Source organism: Luteolibacter rhizosphaerae (genome assembly GCF_025950095.1).
Taxonomy (GTDB): Bacteria; Verrucomicrobiota; Verrucomicrobiia; order Verrucomicrobiales; family Akkermansiaceae; genus Haloferula; species Haloferula rhizosphaerae.
Genome location: NZ_JAPDDR010000005.1, coordinates 333,216 through 351,958 on the forward strand (window position 1 = coordinate 333,216; position 18,743 = coordinate 351,958).

12 protein-coding genes are annotated in these 18,743 nt (G+C 61.5%); 8 read left to right on the plus strand and 4 right to left on the minus strand.

The window, feature by feature from the left end:
• The first annotated feature begins 16 nt into the window (after nt 1–16).
• The 4 genes from OJ996_RS11675 (at nt 17) to OJ996_RS11690 (ending at nt 4,077) form a co-directional block, all read left to right on the plus strand.
• The gene (locus OJ996_RS11675; RefSeq protein WP_264513762.1) at nt 17–910 is read left to right on the plus strand and encodes a class I SAM-dependent methyltransferase; all 894 of its coding nucleotides are present in this window, start codon (nt 17–19) and stop codon (nt 908–910) included.
• Nucleotides 911–1,098: 188 nt separating this feature from the next.
• Entirely contained in the window at nt 1,099–2,598 is a 1,500-nt protein-coding gene (mqo, locus tag OJ996_RS11680) for a malate dehydrogenase (quinone) (protein WP_264513763.1), read from the plus strand.
• 93 nt (nt 2,599–2,691) lie between these two features.
• On the plus strand, nt 2,692–3,339 hold the full coding sequence (locus tag OJ996_RS11685; RefSeq protein ID WP_264513764.1) for an RNA polymerase sigma factor: 648 nt from the start codon (nt 2,692–2,694) through the stop codon (nt 3,337–3,339).
• Nucleotides 3,340–3,471: 132 nt separating this feature from the next.
• Nucleotides 3,472–4,077 (plus strand): PEP-CTERM sorting domain-containing protein, encoded by a 606-nt coding sequence (locus OJ996_RS11690; RefSeq protein WP_264513765.1) that lies wholly within the window; start codon nt 3,472–3,474, stop codon nt 4,075–4,077.
• Nucleotides 4,078–4,090: 13 nt separating this feature from the next.
• Here OJ996_RS11690 and OJ996_RS11695 read toward each other — a convergent pair whose 3' ends face one another.
• Both OJ996_RS11695 and zwf read right to left on the minus strand, forming a co-directional pair.
• Nucleotides 4,091–5,176 (minus strand): glucose-6-phosphate dehydrogenase assembly protein OpcA, encoded by a 1,086-nt coding sequence (locus OJ996_RS11695; RefSeq protein ID WP_264513766.1) that lies wholly within the window; start codon nt 5,174–5,176, stop codon nt 4,091–4,093.
• 73 nt (nt 5,177–5,249) lie between these two features.
• Nucleotides 5,250–6,782, minus strand: a complete 1,533-nt coding sequence (zwf, locus tag OJ996_RS11700) for a glucose-6-phosphate dehydrogenase (RefSeq protein ID WP_264513767.1) — start codon at nt 6,780–6,782, stop codon at nt 5,250–5,252.
• 276 nt (nt 6,783–7,058) lie between these two features.
• Here zwf and OJ996_RS11705 point away from each other — a divergent pair, with 276 nt between their 5' ends.
• From OJ996_RS11705 to OJ996_RS11715, 3 genes are read left to right on the plus strand one after another with little or no spacing between them, the layout of a single operon-like run.
• Nucleotides 7,059–7,502, plus strand: coding sequence for a hypothetical protein (locus OJ996_RS11705; RefSeq protein ID WP_264513768.1), 444 nt, complete (start codon nt 7,059–7,061; stop codon nt 7,500–7,502).
• Nucleotides 7,499–8,296 carry a metal ABC transporter ATP-binding protein gene (locus OJ996_RS11710; RefSeq protein ID WP_264513769.1) on the plus strand — a complete coding sequence of 266 codons (798 nt, stop codon included), beginning with the start codon at nt 7,499–7,501 and terminating at the stop codon, nt 8,294–8,296. Before OJ996_RS11705 ends, OJ996_RS11710 begins: the two co-directional genes overlap by 4 nt.
• A 4-nt stretch (nt 8,297–8,300) precedes the next feature.
• Nucleotides 8,301–9,134 carry a metal ABC transporter permease gene (locus OJ996_RS11715; RefSeq protein WP_264513770.1) on the plus strand — a complete coding sequence of 278 codons (834 nt, stop codon included), beginning with the start codon at nt 8,301–8,303 and terminating at the stop codon, nt 9,132–9,134.
• A 53-nt stretch (nt 9,135–9,187) separates the two neighbouring features.
• Here OJ996_RS11715 and OJ996_RS11720 read toward each other — a convergent pair whose 3' ends face one another.
• On the minus strand, nt 9,188–11,986 hold the full coding sequence (locus OJ996_RS11720; RefSeq protein WP_264513771.1) for a pre-peptidase C-terminal domain-containing protein: 2,799 nt from the start codon (nt 11,984–11,986) through the stop codon (nt 9,188–9,190).
• Nucleotides 11,987–12,397: 411 nt separating this feature from the next.
• Nucleotides 12,398–17,212 carry a lamin tail domain-containing protein gene (locus OJ996_RS11725; protein WP_264513772.1) on the minus strand — a complete coding sequence of 1,605 codons (4,815 nt, stop codon included), beginning with the start codon at nt 17,210–17,212 and terminating at the stop codon, nt 12,398–12,400.
• A gap of 211 nt (nt 17,213–17,423) precedes the next feature.
• Here OJ996_RS11725 and xylA point away from each other — a divergent pair, with 211 nt between their 5' ends.
• Nucleotides 17,424–18,731: a xylose isomerase gene (xylA, locus tag OJ996_RS11730; protein WP_264513773.1), complete on the plus strand. Its 1,308-nt coding sequence runs from the start codon at nt 17,424–17,426 to the stop codon at nt 18,729–18,731.
• Nucleotides 18,732–18,743 lie beyond the last annotated feature (12 nt).

Genomic DNA, 18,743 nt, shown 5'->3' on the forward strand with positions numbered 1-18,743 from the left:
CATGGCAATGCCTCCCATGCGCCATCTGCTCGAAGCCGCCCTCGCCCAGCGTGAACCGCTCCGACAGCCCGGAACGGATGCCCTCCGGCTGATCGATGGCAGCGGCGACGGCCTGCCGGACATTGAACTGGAAGACTTTGCGGGCAGGTGGTTGCTCTCGACCCGCGATCGCGAGATCCCGCCCGCGATGGGCTCGTGGCTGAGGGATCAAGGGCGGACGGTCTATTGGAAGCGGCTGGACCAGCAACAAAAGGAATCCCCTTCCCATCTTGCTGGCCCCCGATGCGACGAGGTCTTCTCCATCCACGAGGAAGGCCTAGCCTTCGAGATCTCATTCCAATCCGGCTACTCCCAAGGGATCTTCCTCGATCAACGCGACAACCGAGCGGAACTCCGCAGCCGCCTGAAGCCGGGGATGACCCTGCTCAATACCTTCGCCTACACCGGGGCATTCTCGGTCTACGGGGCAGCCGCCGGGGCGACCACGACCACGCTCGATCTCGCCCAGCCCTACCTCGACTGGGCCAAGCGGAACTTCGTTCTGAACGACTTCGACCCGGAAGCTCATTACTTCTGCAAGGGCGATACCTTCCAATGGCTGGCCCGCTTCGCGAAGCAGGGGCGAAAGTTCGATGGCATCGTGCTCGATCCCCCCACCTTCTCCCGTGACAAGGATGGCAAGGTCTTCCGGGTGGAGAAGGATTACGGGCGTCTAGCTGAGCTCGCCTTCGCATGCCTTGCTCCGGGAGGATTCCTGCTGGCCTCGACCAATTGCCGGACCCTGAGCCCAACGACATTCGAGATGCAGGTGCGAGGAGTGGCGAAGCGTGCGGTGAGAACCAGGCTGGCACCGATGCCCGCGGATTTCACCGGCGAGCCCTATCTGAAGAGCCTGTGGGTGAACGCGTGAGTTCCCCGAATCCGAGCAATCGAGGCGCCGTATTTGGATTCCACTTCCAGCTATCCAATCCAAATTGGGTTTCGCTGCAAACCGTTGATTTATCGGGATTGGCGAGCCCCAATGACAAAAGAATCCTTTCCCGTGGGGTTGGCAGAAAGGATCCGAGCCGCTAGACCGTCCGGGTCATCCGAAGACCCATGCCGCAATCGACCCATATCCAGAATCCCGACGTTGTCCTGATCGGCAGCGGCGTGATGTCCTCCAATCTCGGCGCTCTACTCAAGCGTCTCGATCCTTCACTCTCCATCCAGGTCTACGAGGTCACCGAGGAACTCGCGCAAGAAAGCTCCCATGGCTGGAACAATGCGGGCACGGGTCACGCGGGAATTTGCGAGTTGAGCTACACGCCGACCCATGAAGCGGACGGCACGGTGAAGGTCGGCAAGGCGATCGAGATCTTCGAGCACTTCGACCACTCCAAGCAGTTCTGGTCCTATGCGATCGGCAGCGGGATGATCGACAATCCCCGCGAGTTCATCACTCCCCTACCCCATATCAGCTTCGTGCACGGGGCCAAGATGGTGTCCTACCTGAAGGCCCGCTACGAGGGCATGGCGGCGCACCATTTCTTCCGCGAGATGGAGTTCAGCACCGACCGCGAGACGATCAAGAGCTGGGCCCCGCTGCTGCTCGACAAGCGCGGCGACGTGCCGATCGCGGCGACGAAGATGGACAGCGGCACCGACGTGAACTTCGGCAACATCTCCCGCAAGCTGCTGGCATGGCTGGGCAAGCAGGAAGGTTGCGGGATCGCCACGAACCACCGCGTGACCGACCTGAACAAAACCGATTTGGGCTGGGAGGTCACGGTGCAAAACCTCGCCACGGGCGAGACGCATCACAACAACGCCAAGTTCGTCTTCGTAGGCGCAGGCGGCGGCAGCCTGAAGCTCCTCCAAAAGGCCGGGATTCCGGAAGCCAAGGGGCTCGGCGGCTTCCCGATCGGCGGCCAGTGGCTGGTCTGTGATAACCCCGAGATTGTGGCGCAACACGAGGCCAAGGTCTACGGACAGCCTCTCGACTCCGCGCCAACGATGGCGGTGCCCCATTTGGACACCCGCTATCTGGACGGGAAGAAGACCCTGCTCTTCGGTCCTTTCGCAGCCTGGACCACCAAGTTCCTGCACAAAAAGGGCAGCTACTTGGATCTGCCGCTCTCGGTGAAGCCGGACAATCTCGCCACGCTGCTCAAGATCGGCGTGAGCAATCTGCCGTTGGTCCGCTATCTGGTCCAACAGGGCACCCAGAGCATGCAGGACCGGATGGAGGTGCTACATGTCTTTTACCCCGGGGCCAAGGCGGAGGACTGGAAGCTCATCGATGCTGGTATCCGCGTGCAGGCGATCAAGAAGACCGACGGCGAAGCGGGCATCGTCCACTACGGCACGGAAGTGATCACCAACGAGGACAAAAGCATCTCCGCGCTGCTAGGAGCCTCGCCCGGTGCTTCCGTCTCGGTGAACATCGTGATGGAAGTGATTAAGAAATGCTTCGGCGAGTTACTGGAGAGCCCGGCAGGAAAGGCCCGATTGAAAGAGATGATCCCGGGCTGGGATGAAGATCTAAAGAAGCCGGAAAACGAAGCCCGCTACCGCGAGATCGACCGCCGGTCCTGCGAATTGCTGCAATTGATTTGAATCCCGGGCTTTGTTGCCGCGTCCACTCCCTAGACGCGGCAACCCGGAATCCGGGGGCTGCGCAACTTCTGACTCGTCCGGCGGTTCGCCACGATGAGAATGGAAGCCGCACTGACCTTCCCGAACTTCCGCATGCCAGCACCACGCCCGATCCCAGCGAGCCAGAGCGCGGATGGGGACGACATTGACGTGGCCCTGATGTATCGGATCGCGGAGGGTGACGAGCAGGCCTTCCGCCAATTGGTGGAGCGGCACCAGAATGCCGTGGTGGGCACGGTGGCCCGCATGCTGGGTGACCCGACCGAGGCGGAGGACATCGCCCAACTGGCCTTCCTGAGGGTGTGGAAACATGCGAAACGCTGGCGGCCGGACGCCAAGTTCACCACTTACCTTTTCACGATCACCCGGAACCTCGTATTCAACGAGTCCCGGCGGAGGACCCGGCGCAAGGAAGTCTCCACCGACGAGCGCGAGGAAGAGAGCGGCTTCCAGATGGCAGCCGAGGCGCGCCAAGGGCCTGAAGAGGAGGCCATGAAGCTGGAGATGCATCAGCAGATCGACCGCGCCATCGCAACCCTGCCGGAAGCCCAGCGCACGGCAGTGATCCTCTACAGCTACGAATCCCTGCCCTACGAGGAAATCGCCGTCGTATTGAAGACCTCGGTATCCTCGGTGAAGAGTCTGCTCTTCCGGGCCAGGACAACCTTGAGGGAGCGGCTGGCCACTTATCTGGCGGATTGAGCCGGATTGCCAGTCTCCCTTATTGCGAAGTTAAGCCAATCAGGTACATTAACAGGGTCTTGATCCCCCTGAAGACATCTTTTGAAACTCCCGGCCGGGCGTTGGCGGATCAAGGGTAACCCCTTCTCGGATATGCCTCTATTCCCTCGCCTGCTACTTGTTTCTATCCTCTTCTCCGGTTTCGCCAGCGCTGCTACCACCGCTGTGAGCTTGGAAACGGACTACACCGGAGCCCCCGCGTTCTCGATCAATACCTCCGACACGGAGGTGCGCGATCTCAGCAACCTATCCGGACTAACCCCCGGTCAGTCGATCCAAGTGGAGTTCACCCCCAGTGCTCCGGCCTTCTGGGAAGGTTTCTTTTATTATCCTGCGGGCGAGCTGACGGTGACTTGGACCGCCACGGTAGAGATCAATATCGACGGCAACATCTTCAGCTTCACCGATACTTGGACTCTCGGTCCGCAGATCGTCCCTGAGAGCGGTGCGGGCGGGGTCTATGGCTATCAATTCGGAGCGGATCCAGAATCGCATGCCTTCGTGGTGCCTTGGGGCACGGACCTGAGCGATGTGACGATCACCCTGCGTGATCTGACCTCGATCAGCAGCGGCTACTTCACTTGGTCGACGATGTCCCTCAATGGCACCCTGACCACGAGCAGCGTGCCGGAGCCTTCCGCGATGGCGCTCTCCCTGATCCTGCCCGCCGCACTGCTGCTGCGCAGGCGGCGGAAGTAAGTTGGGAAGCGGCTCAGCGCTCCAGCAACTGGCGGAAGCGCGGGAGGATCTTCTGGAACAGCGAGTTCTTCCCGCCGCGAGCGAGCTGCTCGCCGATGAGACCGGCGGAACTATCGGGGTCCACAGGCCCCGGCAGCTCGACCACATGGCTGGCGCACTTGATCCGGCGAATCAGGAATGCGGCCCCCGCCTCACGGGAAACGGACACCTCCGTATCCCCACCCTTCAGCGAGACCAAGCCGAGCGGTGCCGACGACTCATCCGCGGTCAATGTGGCCGAGATGGTCACACCGCCGGGACCTTCAAAAGAGAAACCTTCCTTGTTCCCGCTGCGGCGGGCGACCGCGAGATCCAGCTCCATGCCATCGCGCCAACCCGCCTGCACGGCGAGCCATGCGAGCATCTGCAGGGCGGTGCCGCGGTTATCGGGATGATGGATAATCTCCACCGTATCCACCTTCGGAAGTCCTGCGAGGACCAAGGGGTCATCGTAGAGCGCGGCGATGGAGACGCGGAACTGGAAGCTGCGGGTCCATGCGAGATCCTGTACGACGAGCTCCCGGGTCGCGCTTCCTACCGCATCGGAGATCGTCCCGAAGGAGGCAATGGGATCGGACCATTCCGAGCTATCGAAAACGAAGCGATCCACGAGACTGTAGAGGCGATCCTCGAAGATCGGCGTGAGCTCTCCTTGCCACCAGAAGATCAACGGCAGATCGGAGGCGAGGTGAGCGAAGACCGTGTTCCTGAGACGCCCGGTAGCCTTGCCGGTGAGGGCGAAAGCGATCTGTTCGCAGCATACCGACTTCCGGCCGCTGGAGAGATGACAGTGAGCGGTGATCCAAGCACGGATCGAGGCGTCCGCCGCATTCCGGTCGATCCCGATGAGCAGTGCCCGGCAGGCATGCTCGGCGGTGAGTTCGCGGACAGCCGCGGAGTTCTTCTCGAGTGAACCCGGAGCTTCCGAATACACGGCCAGATTCATCAGCGAGGCATTCGTGCGGGCCTCGTCTTCCTCCCAGAGCTTGCGCAGTTCCTTGTCGATCGAGCCGACAGGCACTTCGCGTCCGAGTTCGGGATGCATCTCCAGAGTTGCCATGGGAAGATCGTGGATGATGGATGCTAGATTCTAGATGGGAGAAGTGAGATGGCCGTATGCAAGCCGCCAACTCTCACAGCCTGCGCCACGAGTTCCCGTCCTGCTGGAGAAGTTCGTCCGCTTCCTTCGGGCCCCAGGTGCCGGCGACGTATTCGGCCATCGGCGGCGGATTGTCGCTCTTGTGCCAAGCGTTCTCGATGTTGTCGATAAAGCGCCATGCTTCCTCGACCTCGTCGCGGCGGGCGAAGAGTGTGGCATCTCCGGCCATGGCATCGAGCAGCAGGCGCTCGTAGGCCTCCGGGCTCCCTTTGCCGAAGCTGGTGGCGTAGTGGAAGTCCATCTTCACGGGTTCCAGTCGCAGGCTGGTGCCGGGGATCTTGGAGACCATGCGCAGCGAGATGCCTTCATCCGGCTGGATGCGGATGACCAGCACATTCGCGCCGGGCACGCCGCCGGGCAGGGCATTGAAAAGCACGCAGGGCGGAGCCTTGAAGTGAACCGAGATCTCGGTGGCCTTCTTCGGCAGTTGCTTGCCCATGCGGATGTAGAAGGGCACGCCGCTCCAGCGCCAAGTATCGATCATGAGGCGGACCGCCACGTAAGCTTCGGTCATGCTTTCGGGATCGACGCGGTCTTCCTCGCGATAACCCGGGACCGGTTTGCCATCGACATGACCGGTGGTGTATTGTGCGCGGATCACGTTCTCGGCGACCTTCTCGGGAGTGTCCCACTGGCGCAGCGAGCGGATCACTTTCACCTTCTCGTCGCGCACGCCATCGGCGCTGAGATCGGTGGGCGGCTCCATGGTCACGAGGCTGAGGAGCTGCAGGAGGTGATTCTGCACCATGTCCCGCAGGGCACCGGACTTGTCATAGTAGCCGCCGCGTCCGCCTTCCATGCCGAGATTCTCCGCGCAGGTGATCTGCACGTGCGAGATGTAGCGGCTATTCCAGAGCGGTTCGAAAATGGCGTTCGCAAAGCGCAGCACCATGATGTTCTGCGCGGTTTCCTTCCCGAGGTAGTGGTCGATCCGGTAGGTGTCCTTTTCCTGGAAGGTCCGGTTCACCACCTCGTTGAGGTGCTGGGCGGTGGCAAGGTCGGTGCCGAAAGGCTTCTCGACAATGACGCGGGCCCAGCAGCCGTCTTTGGCCATGTTCAGCCCGGCGTCCTTGAGCTGGGTGAGGATGTCGTCGAAGAACTCGGGGGCGCTGGCGACGTAAAAGAGGCGGTTCCCCTTCCCGCCGCGGTCGCGGTCGATCTCATCCAGACGCTCCGCGAGGCGCTTGTAGCCGTCGGCGTCGGTAAACTCGCTCTGGTGGTAGTGGATGCTCTCGACGAACTTGCCCCAGATTGCGTCGTCATGGCCGGAGCGGGAGACCTTGCGGTTCAGCTCTTCCAAGCCGGTGCGGAACTCCTCGTCGGACTTTTCCCGGCGGGCGAAGCCGAGGATCTTGACTCCGGGAGGAAGCTCGCCGTCCACGGCCAAATTGTAGATCGCCGGCACCAGCTTGCGGTGGGTCAGGTCACCGGTCGCGCCGAAGATCACCACGGTGCAGGGCTCCGGGCGGGAACGGGAGACGAGGTCTTCGCGAAAAGGGTTCGTCATGGCAGGGCGGCGGTGTCGCTCAAAGTGCGCCGATGGGGAAGAGAAATGGGTATGAATTCTCGTCAACGCCAGTATGACCGGGAGCACGGGTCGTGGAAACCCAGAAGTAAGAGGCTTTCCCGTGACAGGACTTGCCTTGCCAAGAGGCATGGTGCCGCGGGTTCCGGTGGAATGGTATTCAATCGCCAAGGCGGCCTTTGGCTTCTGAAAGCGGCGCTGAAGAGTTCGATTAAGGGCGAAAGAAGCGTGAGTTGTTAAATCGCAAATCGCTTGCAAATGCGATCCTCCTGCGCGAAGGATCGCGTGTCGATGCGCGGCTCGCCCTTGTTCCGAACTTTGATCGTCCTTGCCGTGTTGCTGGCTACAGGACTTGCCCTTGCGCGTCTTACGAGCGGGTCGACGCCGGTTGCGACGGTGACGAAGACGGCGGAGGATGCCGTGATCTCCCCTGCCCCGGCGACAAAATTGGCGAACTACGAACTCCTGCTATCTGCATCCGCGGCGGAGATCGAACTGGGTGCGGGCGGGAAGCCCGCGTCCGCGATGACGGGTGTGCTTGAGATCACGGGTGAAGAGCCGGTGATTTCACTGCGGATCAAGTGGGCAGATGCTTCTCCGGGACACCGCTTTGCGAAGCTGCGGCTGGAGATCCCGGGCCGGGATACACTGGAGCATGTGTTCAACGCATCCGGGTACATCGACGACATCTGGGAACCATGAGCGAGGAACATCACGATTGCTGCGCGCATCACTCGCATCACCACGAACTGGTGATCGATTCGCTGCAGGTGAGGTACCGGAACACGCTGGCGCTGGATGGGGTTTCCTTTGCGACCTCCTGCGGGAACCGGGTCGCTCTGGTGGGCCCGAATGGTGCTGGCAAAAGTACTTTGCTAAAGGCGATCGCGGGATTGGTACCGCGGAGCGGCGGAACGATCTCGTGGCGGCGGACCGCGGTGAAGCGCTGGTCGAGGGAGTTTGCTTACCTACCCCAGCGCGAGGAAGTGGATTGGTCCTTCCCGATCACCGTGCGCGGCTTGGTGGAGATGGGGCGCTATCCGCAGACGGGAATCTTCGGGCGCTTCGGCGATGCGGATCACGCGGCCGTGGAAAACGCGTTGCAATCACTGGACCTGCTGGACCTGCAGAAGCGGCAGATCCGGGAACTTTCCGGCGGGCAGCAGCAGCGGGCCTTCCTAGCGAGAGCGATCGCACAGGAGGCGCATGTGCTTCTGCTGGATGAGCCGTTCACGGGCTTGGATCGGAATGCGTCGCGGCAGTTGGGCGACTTGCTCGAGCGACTGGCTCATGAGGGCCGCTTGGTAGTGGCATCGCACCATGACCTGGCGACCGTGCCGAAGCTTTTCGATGAAGCCCTGCTACTGAAGACACGACCGATTGCTTTCGGCACCGCGGAGGAGGCGCTGAGCGCGAAGAATCTCGACCGGGCCTTCGGGCACATTACCGATGCGGAGGATCGTGCCGCTCCTCAACTCGTCACTTCCGATCTCTGATCCCTTGGACCTGCTCGCCAATCCCTTCTATCAGCGTGCTCTTGCCGCGGCGCTGCTCATTGGTTTTGCCAATGGCTTCTTCAGCGGGTTCGTGGTCCTGCGCCGGAACGCGCTTTCGGTGAGTGCGCTGTCACACACCATGCTGCCCGGGATCGCCTTCGGGATTTTGGTGACAGGAGCGCTGACGCAGGCAAGTGCGTTTGTGGGGGCGCTGTTCGCGGCGCTGATGGTTGGCCTGGGATCGGTGGCGGTGGCGCGGGGGAACCGGGTGGCACAGGGCACGGCGCTGGCCGTGATCTACACGACGGCATTCGCGGCGGGGGTGGCGATCTTGCCGCGGCTCGACACGCGTCAAGAGCTCGAGCACTGGCTATTCGGCGACATCATGGCGGTGGGGAATGCGGATCTCTGGATCGCGTTCGCGACGGGGTCGTTTACGCTGATCGTGGCGAACCTGTTAATGCGTCCGATGCTGCTGACGCTTTTCGAGCCGAACGTGGCGGCGGCCCAGGGCGTGCCGGTCCGAGTGATGCACTACCTGCAGTTCACGCTGCTGGTGCTGGCTTTGGTTAGTTCATTGCAAGCGGTGGGCTGTGTGCTGTCGGTCGGGATGTTGATCGCGCCGGCGGCGACCGTTTCACTACTTACCGACAAGACCTCCGCGCTGTTCTGGGGCGGTGGCGCGATCGGGGGGGGCGGAGCAGTTGCCGGGGTTTTGCTTGCGGCCTATCTCGGATTGGCGCCGGGTCCGGTGATCGTGATGCTGCTGGGAGTTTTCTTCCTCGCTGCTTGGCTTTTTAGCCCGAAGTACGGAGCTCTTTCTCTGCGCCGGAGCTAACAAAAAATGCGGCCCGGCGTAGTGCCGGACCGCATTGTGAAGAGCCGCATCGATCAGCGTGCGCGATAGAACAGCTTCGCTGGCGAAGCTGCGGGCACCGTGTAAGGAGAACTGGCTCCCGGGACATCGGTGAAGTCTCCGAGGGTGGCCGAGGACTGAAGCACCCCGGTGTAGGTGATCACGTAGGAACTACCGACCTTCGAGATGGCAATCGTCGGGGTGGTCGCTCCTGAGCCTACGACGGACAGGTTGATGTTGTCGATATCCTGTCTGACGTAGAGTCCTCCGGTGCGTCCGCCGGCGATGAGGCGGAACGCTTCATTCGGCAGATCGAAGCCGGGCACGAGCACGTTCTTGAAGATCGAATGCGTGATGGGCGTTCCATTCACATTCTCGATCAGATCCATGCTGACCATGCCGCTGCCGGGACCATTGGTCAGGACGGTGATGACGGCGCGGTTGAACACATCATTTGTCAGGACGAAGGGCGCCACTTGATCGACCAAAGCGACGCCCGGAGTGACCGGACCGATCATCCGGACGTAATCCGTGCCATAGTTGGCGAGGCCGAATGCAAGCGCCTGCGGGAAGCCGCCGTTGGCAGCGGGATTCTCCCAGTTCTTGCCGCTCTCGGCCGGGTTGATTGCTCCGGTCTCACCATACTGGCCGGTGCGGAAGAAGCCGATTCCGATGCCGTCCGCCGGGTTTACCGAACCCATCCGGAAGTCGAAGCTGAGACGAAGTGCCTGTGTGCCACTCGCGGGGACACGATTCCAAGCGATCGAGTTGTTGTTGCTTCCCGTGGCATCGGTGATCTGCGCGGCCATTCCGTTTGCCGGCACGCCGGTCGCCGTCACCGCTGGAGTGAAGGTGCCGCCGTTGGTCGTGAAACCGTAGGTGGAGTTCAGGTTCACCCCGTCGAAGTTGTCGGTAAGGAGAGGCTGATAGGCCAGAGCCGGAATGCTGCCGGCCAGCTTCGGATTGCTGGCGAAGGCGACTTCCACCCGGTCCGGATAGCCGTCCCCATCCGTATCCAATTTGTTAGGATCGGTGCCGGGCTGCGAGAGCCCTGTCCACGCTTCGTTTGGATCTTCGTCGCTATCCGGGAAACCGTCCTTATCCGAGTCGCCGGTCAAAGGATCGGTGCCGGTGTTGGTGGCGCTCACCCAGATGCCGGTATCAGTCTCCACGCCGTCCTTCAGGAGGTCGTCGTCCGTATCGTCATCCTTCGGCTTGGTGCCGCGGGCGTATTCCTGGACGTTGGTCAGACCGTCGTTATCGGGATCACCTGCTGCGCCCTCGGCACCGACCGATGAGTTCGGGTTCAAGCCGTTGTCAGTCTCCCACTGGTTCGGCATGCCATCACCATCGGAGTCGCCGCTGTAGGCTTCGAGCAGTTCCCATGTGGTTTCCGATACGAGGAAGTACTCGCCTTGGGTCTGCGCGATACTGAGCTCCATCTGGTCTCCACCGCCCATCTCGAACTGGGTGTATTCGATGGTGTGCTCGCCTGCCGTGAGCTCAAGGAACCCGAGGATCGGGGTGTTCGCTTGGAAGTTCTGAAGGACGTCCTGACCATCCACCCGCAAGCGCTGGCCATCGTCCGCCAAACCACGGAAGGTGTAGTATCCCGTCTGCCGGATAAAGATGGTGCCGGTGGCTTGCGTGACGAACTGCGAACCACTCCCTGCCGTGTCGGGGAAGGCACGGTCCGCGCCGAAGTAACCTTGGGCCACGCCGTCGTTGGCGTAGTTGATCACCGGGTTGGTCTGGGTCGCGGAGGTGGCTGCATTCGTTCCTGCCAGAAGTGCATCAGCCACTTCAAAGCTATTCACCTCCGTTCCCGGAGTCGCGTGAACCTGCCGGACCGTGAAGCTGCCGCCGCCTGAAACCAGAGGGTTCCGGGTATCGAGAGCCAACTTGATGTCCAGCGGGTCATTGCTGGTGAGATCGAGCGTTGCTGAGGCAGTGGATTGGATTCCATCGCCTTGATAGACCAGGGTGATGTTAGAGATTCCGTTCGGGTTGATCGTCAAAGGGGTCGTCAAACCTTGGACGGAGAACTTCGCGGCATCGGGCCCGGTGATGGTGTAACCGGTGATGGTCCACGGGGTGTTGCCCGTGTTCTCCAGGCCCACCCGGGAGGTCTGGGTGAACCCAACCTGTCCAATGATCCGCGACCAATATGGAGTAGGCACCGGATTGCCCGAAGTGAGGCTGTTGAATTGAGGGATCGGGACATTCGCGTTCAAGCCGATGAAGACCTGATAAGGCCCGCCCGTGCCTCCCGGGGGGCCGTAGCCGGTGCCCGCCACATTGGGATTCGCTGGCAAGGCTGCGTAGCCTCCCGGAGGATCTGCCACATTCACCCAATTACTAACACAAACATAGTAAGTTCCGGAAACTGCCGCCGTGAAAGTAAGTTTGCTGGCGCGGCCGATCGCATCGTCGTTTGTCGCCAGCACGGTTCCCGCAGGACCATAAAGGCCGATGAAAGAGTCGAAGTCGTCGTTTGTGGAGAAGTTCTTCAGATCGACTGAGATCACTTGACCCGCATTCGCTTCAAGCCGGAAGAAGTCAAAGTCCCCGCTCAAGTCGCCTGTCACGCCATAGTCGCCATCGGCAGAGTGACCATAGGCCACCTTGATTCCGGTCGCAGTGGGTGTCAGACCGGTGGCGTTCGCCGTGGCGAAGGTGTCGTCCTGCTCAGTCTGGGTGATTACTTGGCTGAAGGCGGACGTGCTCAGACCAAGTAGTGCGCCAAGCACCGCGGCGGGTTTTCGAGCAGCGGTGAGAACGAGCCCGGGTTGGCTCGTGGGGATCGGGTTTATCGATTCGGGTTGGGTCGTCATATATGGTTTTATTGCTTCTTACCTACCACCAAACCCCGCCTGATTGGGCGACACGGCCATGAACATCCCGGCCAGTGGGGATGTAGTGTTTTGCAACGAATTGCACCGGTAACAAACTCATGGCCTTGAGGGACAGGTCGGGGAATCCCGGTGGCGAATGTTCCACCACCGAAACCTGCCTTAAAGCAGGCGGTGAGCCACATCACAAGTTGGAGGGAGCACAAAGGGCTCCAGCAGGTGCGCAAAATTGCGATCAATGCTCTCCATAGTAATCCGCGCACCGAACTCATGATGGGCTCGCAGCCCTACCAGCTCCGGCACTGGCCGATCAGCAGTATGAAAAAAGTCTCCTCCAGCAATCTGCTAGAGAGGACTTCGATATATTTGAATACCTCCGAGATGTCAGACAGATCAAGGCGCCTCGTATGCTTCCAGACGTAAGAAGCCCCGAGATCCCAAGGGCAGCCAAGCCCTGCGGAGCTCGGTCGCACCGCTGGTAGAAATCAGCTCATCATGGGTGGCGGGAGTCCATTGGTTCAATGCCCCGGATTGGAAGGCCGAAAGCGTGCCGTCGTCGCGGTCCTTGCGCACCGAATAGTTCAGAACGAAGCGCGGACTGCCGTTGTTCGGATCGATCGCCGAGGAAAGCGCGGTAAAGCTGTTAGGATCGGAACCGAGCAGATACTCGACGAAGTTGTCGAGGCCGTCGCGGTCCGCATCCTCATTTGGCCCGCCAGCAGGTGACGTGATAGTGGCGATGCGCCACGCGGAGTATCCCCCTACCCCGCTGCCGGGGCCGGGCGCACCCGCGGTCCATGCCAAGGGATTGCTACCCCATTTACGGACGCCCACCCTGCGAATGGACGAGCCGGTACCTGACGCAGTGCTAGGCCACGGCGTGGAAGCGAGATAATTCACCTCGTCCTCCACCATCAGCCCCACATAGGCCGGTTCTTCCTCCGGCGGAGGCACCAGTCTGCGCAGACGCACTTCCCCGCCCGTATTCCCCAAAGTATCCGCCGCAGACCAAGGCCCGACCAAGCGGACTCCCGCCGGGACACCATACTGATTCCGGAAGCTGGTGGCTTGGGAGCCCTGCAGAACCGGATCGAAGGCGACTAGGACGATGGCTTCCGCCGGGGCAATCGTGAAGCCCACCGGGAAATCGAAATCGACATCGCCACGGAGCGTCCATCTGCCCAGATCCTCTACGGCACTGCCGGTATTCGAGATCTCGACGAACTCCGGCGTGACGCCCGCCGGATGATAATGGATCTCGGTGATTTGGACCGGCCCGACACGCGCTGCCGAGTTCGCCTGCGAAGGCGTATAGCTCGCCAAAGGCGTGAACTCCCCCGAGCCGTCCGGAAAGCGCCCGTAGGCAATGCCCGGCAAAACCGGAGTCCATTCCGGAGCGTCCTCGAAGTTCCGGAACTTGCCATTGGCGGGATCCGCGGAGACCAGCCAGAGGCTCCCCCCCCGATGGCCATCGAGACTCATCTCCCCATTCGGGCTGAAGGCCGCTTCGCCAATCAGCAGGTATCCTCCCGCAGGAAGCACCGTGTTATCCGGGATCCGGTAAGTCTTGAGATCCTCTCCATACTCGGGATCCGCCGAATGGCTCAGGAACCAACCGCCGAGATTCACCGGGGCCGGACCATTGTTGCGCAGCTCGATGGCGTCGCCTTGAGGTGTCACGGTATTGGCGAGGATCTCATTGATCACCACCCCCGACAGGGCCGGTGCCGAGGTGATACCGGGATCCCCATGCACGGCGACGCTGGATTTCCAGTTGAGAGGATTCTCGTAGTCCGAGGTGAGATTGCCCAGAGCCACATACTCGAGAGCGCTGCCGTCGCCGTCCGCCCGTTCCGGCCAATCGTCCTCATCGTCGTAATTGAACTCGGCGATCACGGCCCCATTCCGATCCAGCACGCTGATTGCTTCCCCTGCATTGTCCAAGCCTCCGTCGCCCGTCCATAGGCCCACGATACGTGCGGCCGCGGCGGCCCCGTAGCGGAGCGTGAATGCTTGGACATTCTTCGCGACCACGGCCCGGGCGCCCGGTGCGAGCGTGAATGCCGGAAGCGTGAGAGCGCTGGCCGGCGAGCCTTCGCCGAAGGAGACGTTCTGAAGATTCACCGCGCCGGCACTGACGTTCTTCAACTCGATCCATTCGAAATCCCCGCCTTCCGCCTCAGGCATCGCGAGGGCTTCAGCATCGTCGGGATCGAGCGGATGATAGTTGATCGCGCTCACCCGCAGATTGGCTGCGCTGGCATAGCTTTCGTTGACGAGATAGAGCGCTTCGACCGGACCGCTCCAGTTGGTGGCGGGAACTGCAAAGCTGCCGCTGCGCTGGGCTCGCGCCGTCACTTTGGTGGTGGCGGAGACCACGACCGGGGTGCCGGTGTATTGCAGAGCGCTTGCCGAGGTGCCGCCGCCTTCCGCCCGCGGGTCGCTGCCATCGAGCGTGTAGAAGACGGTGCTGCCGGGGGGCACGGTGAAGGTCACGGTCTGCCCCGCGGTCACGGGGCCTGCTGCGGGAAGAATGCCCGGGCGGGTCGCGAACTGGCTATCGATCCAAGTCGAACGGCTCGAGAGCCAGTTTTTCATCACGGCGGTTTCAGTCGTGATGTTATTGGAAGTGGCGGAGCCGTACCAGCGGGCGTAGTCGCGCTTCGCGGGATTGTTCGTGTCGGCAGGCCGGAACTGGGCGAGGTAACCGTCGAGGATCGAATTCACATTCGACGTGGCCAGCGGGCCGTCGCGCAGCTTCTGCCAGCGATCCACGTAGAGCTGCCGGAACTCGATGTCTTGGAAGAGCTGCGACCACCAAGCGAAGAGGAAGTAGTTGGTTCCGTCGCCGGTGCCATGCCAAGTGTTGGTTTCGTTGTCGCGTCCATCGGTGGAATTCACGGAGCGGTCGAAGTCCCAGAGAGGACCCGCCGCCATCTTCCCGGCACGGTCCTTATGGTAGTAGGCGCTGAGCCGGAGAGCATCGACATTCTTCGATACCATGCTGAAGATATTGTGGTCCGCCCATGCCTCGGAATCGATGTAGTTGCGGTAAGTCCGCGTGGTGAACCCTGCGGAAGCCTCGGTGTAGACGGCATTTTCAAAGGATTGGAAGTAGTTCACCAGATAGCTGCTCTGCTGCGTGGCCAAGTCCGCGAGCTTCGGCCGGTGGATCACCAGTGCGTCCGCGCCTGCCGGGTTGTTGCGCTGGGTGCGCCATTGGAACTCATCGGCCTCCGGTTGATCCACTTTGAAAATGAAGCCGCCGCTCACGCCGGGAAGGGTCGTCTCGGAGGGCTCCATGTTCGCCACGTCCACCCGATCGCTGCCGCGGCGGATGTTCTCGATCAGCACGTAAACGCCGCGGTAGTCGTTGTTCGCGTTGTTATTGGCCGGATCGAAGCTGAGTGCATTGCCATTCTGGTTGAAGACCACCTCGACCAATCGGGTGCGCGGAGCCCAGCGCCCGGCCTGACGGCTGACCTCGTAGATCCATTGGTTGCGCATGAAGGCGCGGTCGAAGTCGTAGCAGCCGACCAAGGCCCAGTCCTCATCCGCGGGCATACCCAGAACCTCGACATCCTTCCCTGCACCGCTTTCATCCTGGAACTCGATATTCCAAGAGCGCTTCGGGAAGCCGGACGAACTCCTTCCCCGGCGATTCACCGCAGCGCGCAGGTTGATGATGGGTACCGAATTGGTGGCCAGCGAGGCGAAGCCGCTCACATCACGGTCGTAGAGCTGCACCCGGCAGTCCTGTTTGGCCTCACCGGTGTCCCCTCCGCCGAAATTGTTGATCACGACAATCGGCAGACAAGATCTGAAGGCACCGTTGGCATCGTAGTTCGCGATGGTGGTATCGATCAGTTCATAGTGCCGGGCCCCGATAAACCCGAGCGCCCCCGTCGTGGTCGACACGATCCGAGCGCGAATCCGCGCACTGGCCGCGACGGGGACGGGGCTGGAGTAGAGCAAGGAGCTGGCGGTGGGAGTGCTGCCGTCGGTGGTGTAGCGGATCTGTTGCCCCGAGATCGCTCCGCCGAGAGTGAGATTGAAGTTGCCCGTAAAGGTGCCGGACTGACGCGAGAACGTAACCTCCTGAGGGATCACGACGCCGCTCGATCCGGAATTCCGGGCACCCGGCGTAGGCGTGGAGAAGTAGGCGGCGGGGAGCGGGTCACCGGCCGCGAACTCCTCGCCTGCGAACTCGGGCCGAATCAGGAAATCTGAACTGGTGGCGTTCACGTTCATCGCCTGGATCGCGAGAATGTTCTGCCCGGTGACGATCAGTCCTTTGCTTTCCGTGACGTCGAAGTCGGTGAAGATGAGGCTATCGGCGTCCACCGGCTGGGTCCCGGTGGCTTGGCTATTCCACTGGACCGGGTTCGGGCAATTCCGGCGGACTTGGGTATTCCCGGAGAGCAGAGGCTGGCCATTGAGCCAAGCGATGAAGCCGTCGTCGTATTTCACGCGTAGCTTGAGGCCTGCGATCGACATTCCCGCGGGAACGTTGAATGGGATCCGGACATAACAGGAGCGATTCGCCGCATTGACCATGGCTGTCCGGGTGTTCCCGTTCGCGCCGATCTGCGGATTGTAGTCCACCGCGGTGGTATTGGTGTCGAATCCCAGACCGAGGTTCGCGGAGGTCCAACCCGCTCCGGGGATGAAATTTCGCTGGATCCAGCTCGTGCCGGGGACCGTGGCAGAAGTGGGCACGGTCCATTGGGCGGCCGCACTTTCGGTGAAGAAGGTCACCGGAGACACATTCGATGGCAGGCCGTAGGAGATATCCGGGAACTGGGCTGGGAAGGAGGGGTTATATTGCGAGACGACCGTGGACCCGTTCGGACGCACTAAGCCCAGGAATTCACCGTCCGCGCTGAGGGAGAAATTCGTATGCAGGGGCTGCCCGGTCACACGCCGGTCCTTGCCCGAGGCGAAGACCACCAGATAGCCCCCCGGAGCGATGGTTACGGCCGGGAAACGCCACTTGTTCTTCTCGGAGGCGTTGTCGGTGAGATACCAGTTTGTGAGATCCGCAGAAACGGAATCCGGATTGTGAATTTCGACCCAATCCGGACGATCGTCGTCCTCATCTTCCAGGCCGTTTTGGTTACTGGCGCAAAATTCCGAGATCACGGGGTCGGCTTTCGCGAGGGGCGAAATTGCCACAAAAAGCAGCAGCGAGACAAGAAATGGTCGCATCGGGTGGGTTTTTGCAAGGGGGCAGAAGCCGTCGCGAGCTCGACGGCAGGTGACGGTTACGTCACAATCCATCTTCGGGTTTAGCACCTTGGCAAGCCCGTCCCCCACCCACTCCCGCGCACTAATTCGGATTCACCCGACAGGAATTACGCAATCATACACAATTCAGTGATGGACTCGCGGGGTGCGAAACCGTATTGCGATTTCACCCATGGCTTACTTCCCGGACATTCCCAAGGTCGTCTTTGAGGGCCCCAAATCCAAGAATCCATTCGCATTCAAGCATTACAATCCCGACGAGGTGATCGAAGGGAAAACGATGCGTGAACATTTCCGTTTCGGCGCAGCCTATTGGCACGTGATGCGGAACGGTCTGGCCGACCCTTTCGGCGGGGGGACGGCGGTCACCCCTTGGGATGACCAGTCGGATTCCGTGGACAACGCCAAGAAGCGGGCGGACGTCTTCTTCGAGTTCCTCGAGAAGATCGATATCGACTACTACTGCTTCCACGATCGCGACATCGCTCCGGAGTTGAACGACTTCGCCAAGTCCACGGCGGCTCTTAACCAAGTGGTGGAGCACCTCGGCGGCCTGCAGAAGGCGACCGGCAAGAAACTGCTCTGGGGCACGGCCTGCCTCTTCTCGCACCCCCGCTACTCGCAGGGCGCCGGCACCTCGCCGGATGCCCGGGTCTTCGCCTACGGCGCAGCCCAGGTGAAGGCGGCGATGGATGCCACCCACGCGCTCGGCGGCGAGGGCTACACCTTCTGGGGCGGCCGCGAAGGCTACGCCACCCTGCTAAATACGGACATGAAGCGCGAGCTGGATCACTTGGCCACGCTCCTGCACATGGCCGTCGCTCACAAGAAGAAGATCGGCTTCACCGGCCAGTTCTATATCGAGCCGAAGCCACGCGAACCCTCCACCCACCAGTATGACTCGGACTCGGCTGCCTGCCTGAACTTCCTCCGGCAGTATGATCTGCTCGAGCACTTCAAGCTCAACATCGAGACCAACCATGCCACACTCGCCGGCCACACGATGGAGCACGAGTTGACCGTAGCCATGGACGCGGGTGCACTCGGCTCGATCGATGCGAACCAAGGCGACGAGCTACTGGGCTGGGATACCGACCAATTCCCGAGCGACCTGTATGGCACGACCAAGGTGATGCTGAAGCTGCTCGAGATGGGCGGCTTCACCACCGGTGGCCTGAACTTCGACGCGAAGCGCCGCCGTGAGTCCCACGAGCCGGTCGATCTCTTCCACGCCCACATCGGTGGCATGGATGCCTTCGCCCGCGGTCTGAAGACCGCTGCCGCCATCCGCGAGGACGGCCGCATCGCCGACTTCGTGAAGTCCCGTTACTCAAGCTGGGACAGCGGGATCGGCCAGCAAATCGAAAGCGGGGCGATGGACTTCGACCAGCTGACCGACTGGGTGCTCCGCAATCCCGAGCCGGTGATCGCGTCCGGCCGCCAGGAACTGATGGAGAACATCCTCAACGAACTTCTGTGACCGGCGGCGGGT

Coding starts and splice junctions, on each gene's coding strand:
- OJ996_RS11675 (WP_264513762.1), top strand. CDS start 17: ATGCGCCATCTGCTCGAAGCCGCCCTCGCCCAGCGTGAACCGCTCCGA.
- mqo (WP_264513763.1), top strand. CDS start 1,099: ATGCCGCAATCGACCCATATCCAGAATCCCGACGTTGTCCTGATCGGC.
- OJ996_RS11685 (WP_264513764.1), top strand. CDS start 2,692: ATGAGAATGGAAGCCGCACTGACCTTCCCGAACTTCCGCATGCCAGCA.
- OJ996_RS11690 (WP_264513765.1), top strand. CDS start 3,472: ATGCCTCTATTCCCTCGCCTGCTACTTGTTTCTATCCTCTTCTCCGGT.
- OJ996_RS11695 (WP_264513766.1), bottom strand. CDS start 5,176: ATGGCAACTCTGGAGATGCATCCCGAACTCGGACGCGAAGTGCCTGTC.
- zwf (WP_264513767.1), bottom strand. CDS start 6,782: ATGACGAACCCTTTTCGCGAAGACCTCGTCTCCCGTTCCCGCCCGGAG.
- OJ996_RS11705 (WP_264513768.1), top strand. CDS start 7,059: ATGCGATCCTCCTGCGCGAAGGATCGCGTGTCGATGCGCGGCTCGCCC.
- OJ996_RS11710 (WP_264513769.1), top strand. CDS start 7,499: ATGAGCGAGGAACATCACGATTGCTGCGCGCATCACTCGCATCACCAC.
- OJ996_RS11720 (WP_264513771.1), bottom strand. CDS start 11,986: ATGACGACCCAACCCGAATCGATAAACCCGATCCCCACGAGCCAACCC.
- OJ996_RS11725 (WP_264513772.1), bottom strand. CDS start 17,212: ATGCGACCATTTCTTGTCTCGCTGCTGCTTTTTGTGGCAATTTCGCCC.
- xylA (WP_264513773.1), top strand. CDS start 17,424: ATGGCTTACTTCCCGGACATTCCCAAGGTCGTCTTTGAGGGCCCCAAA.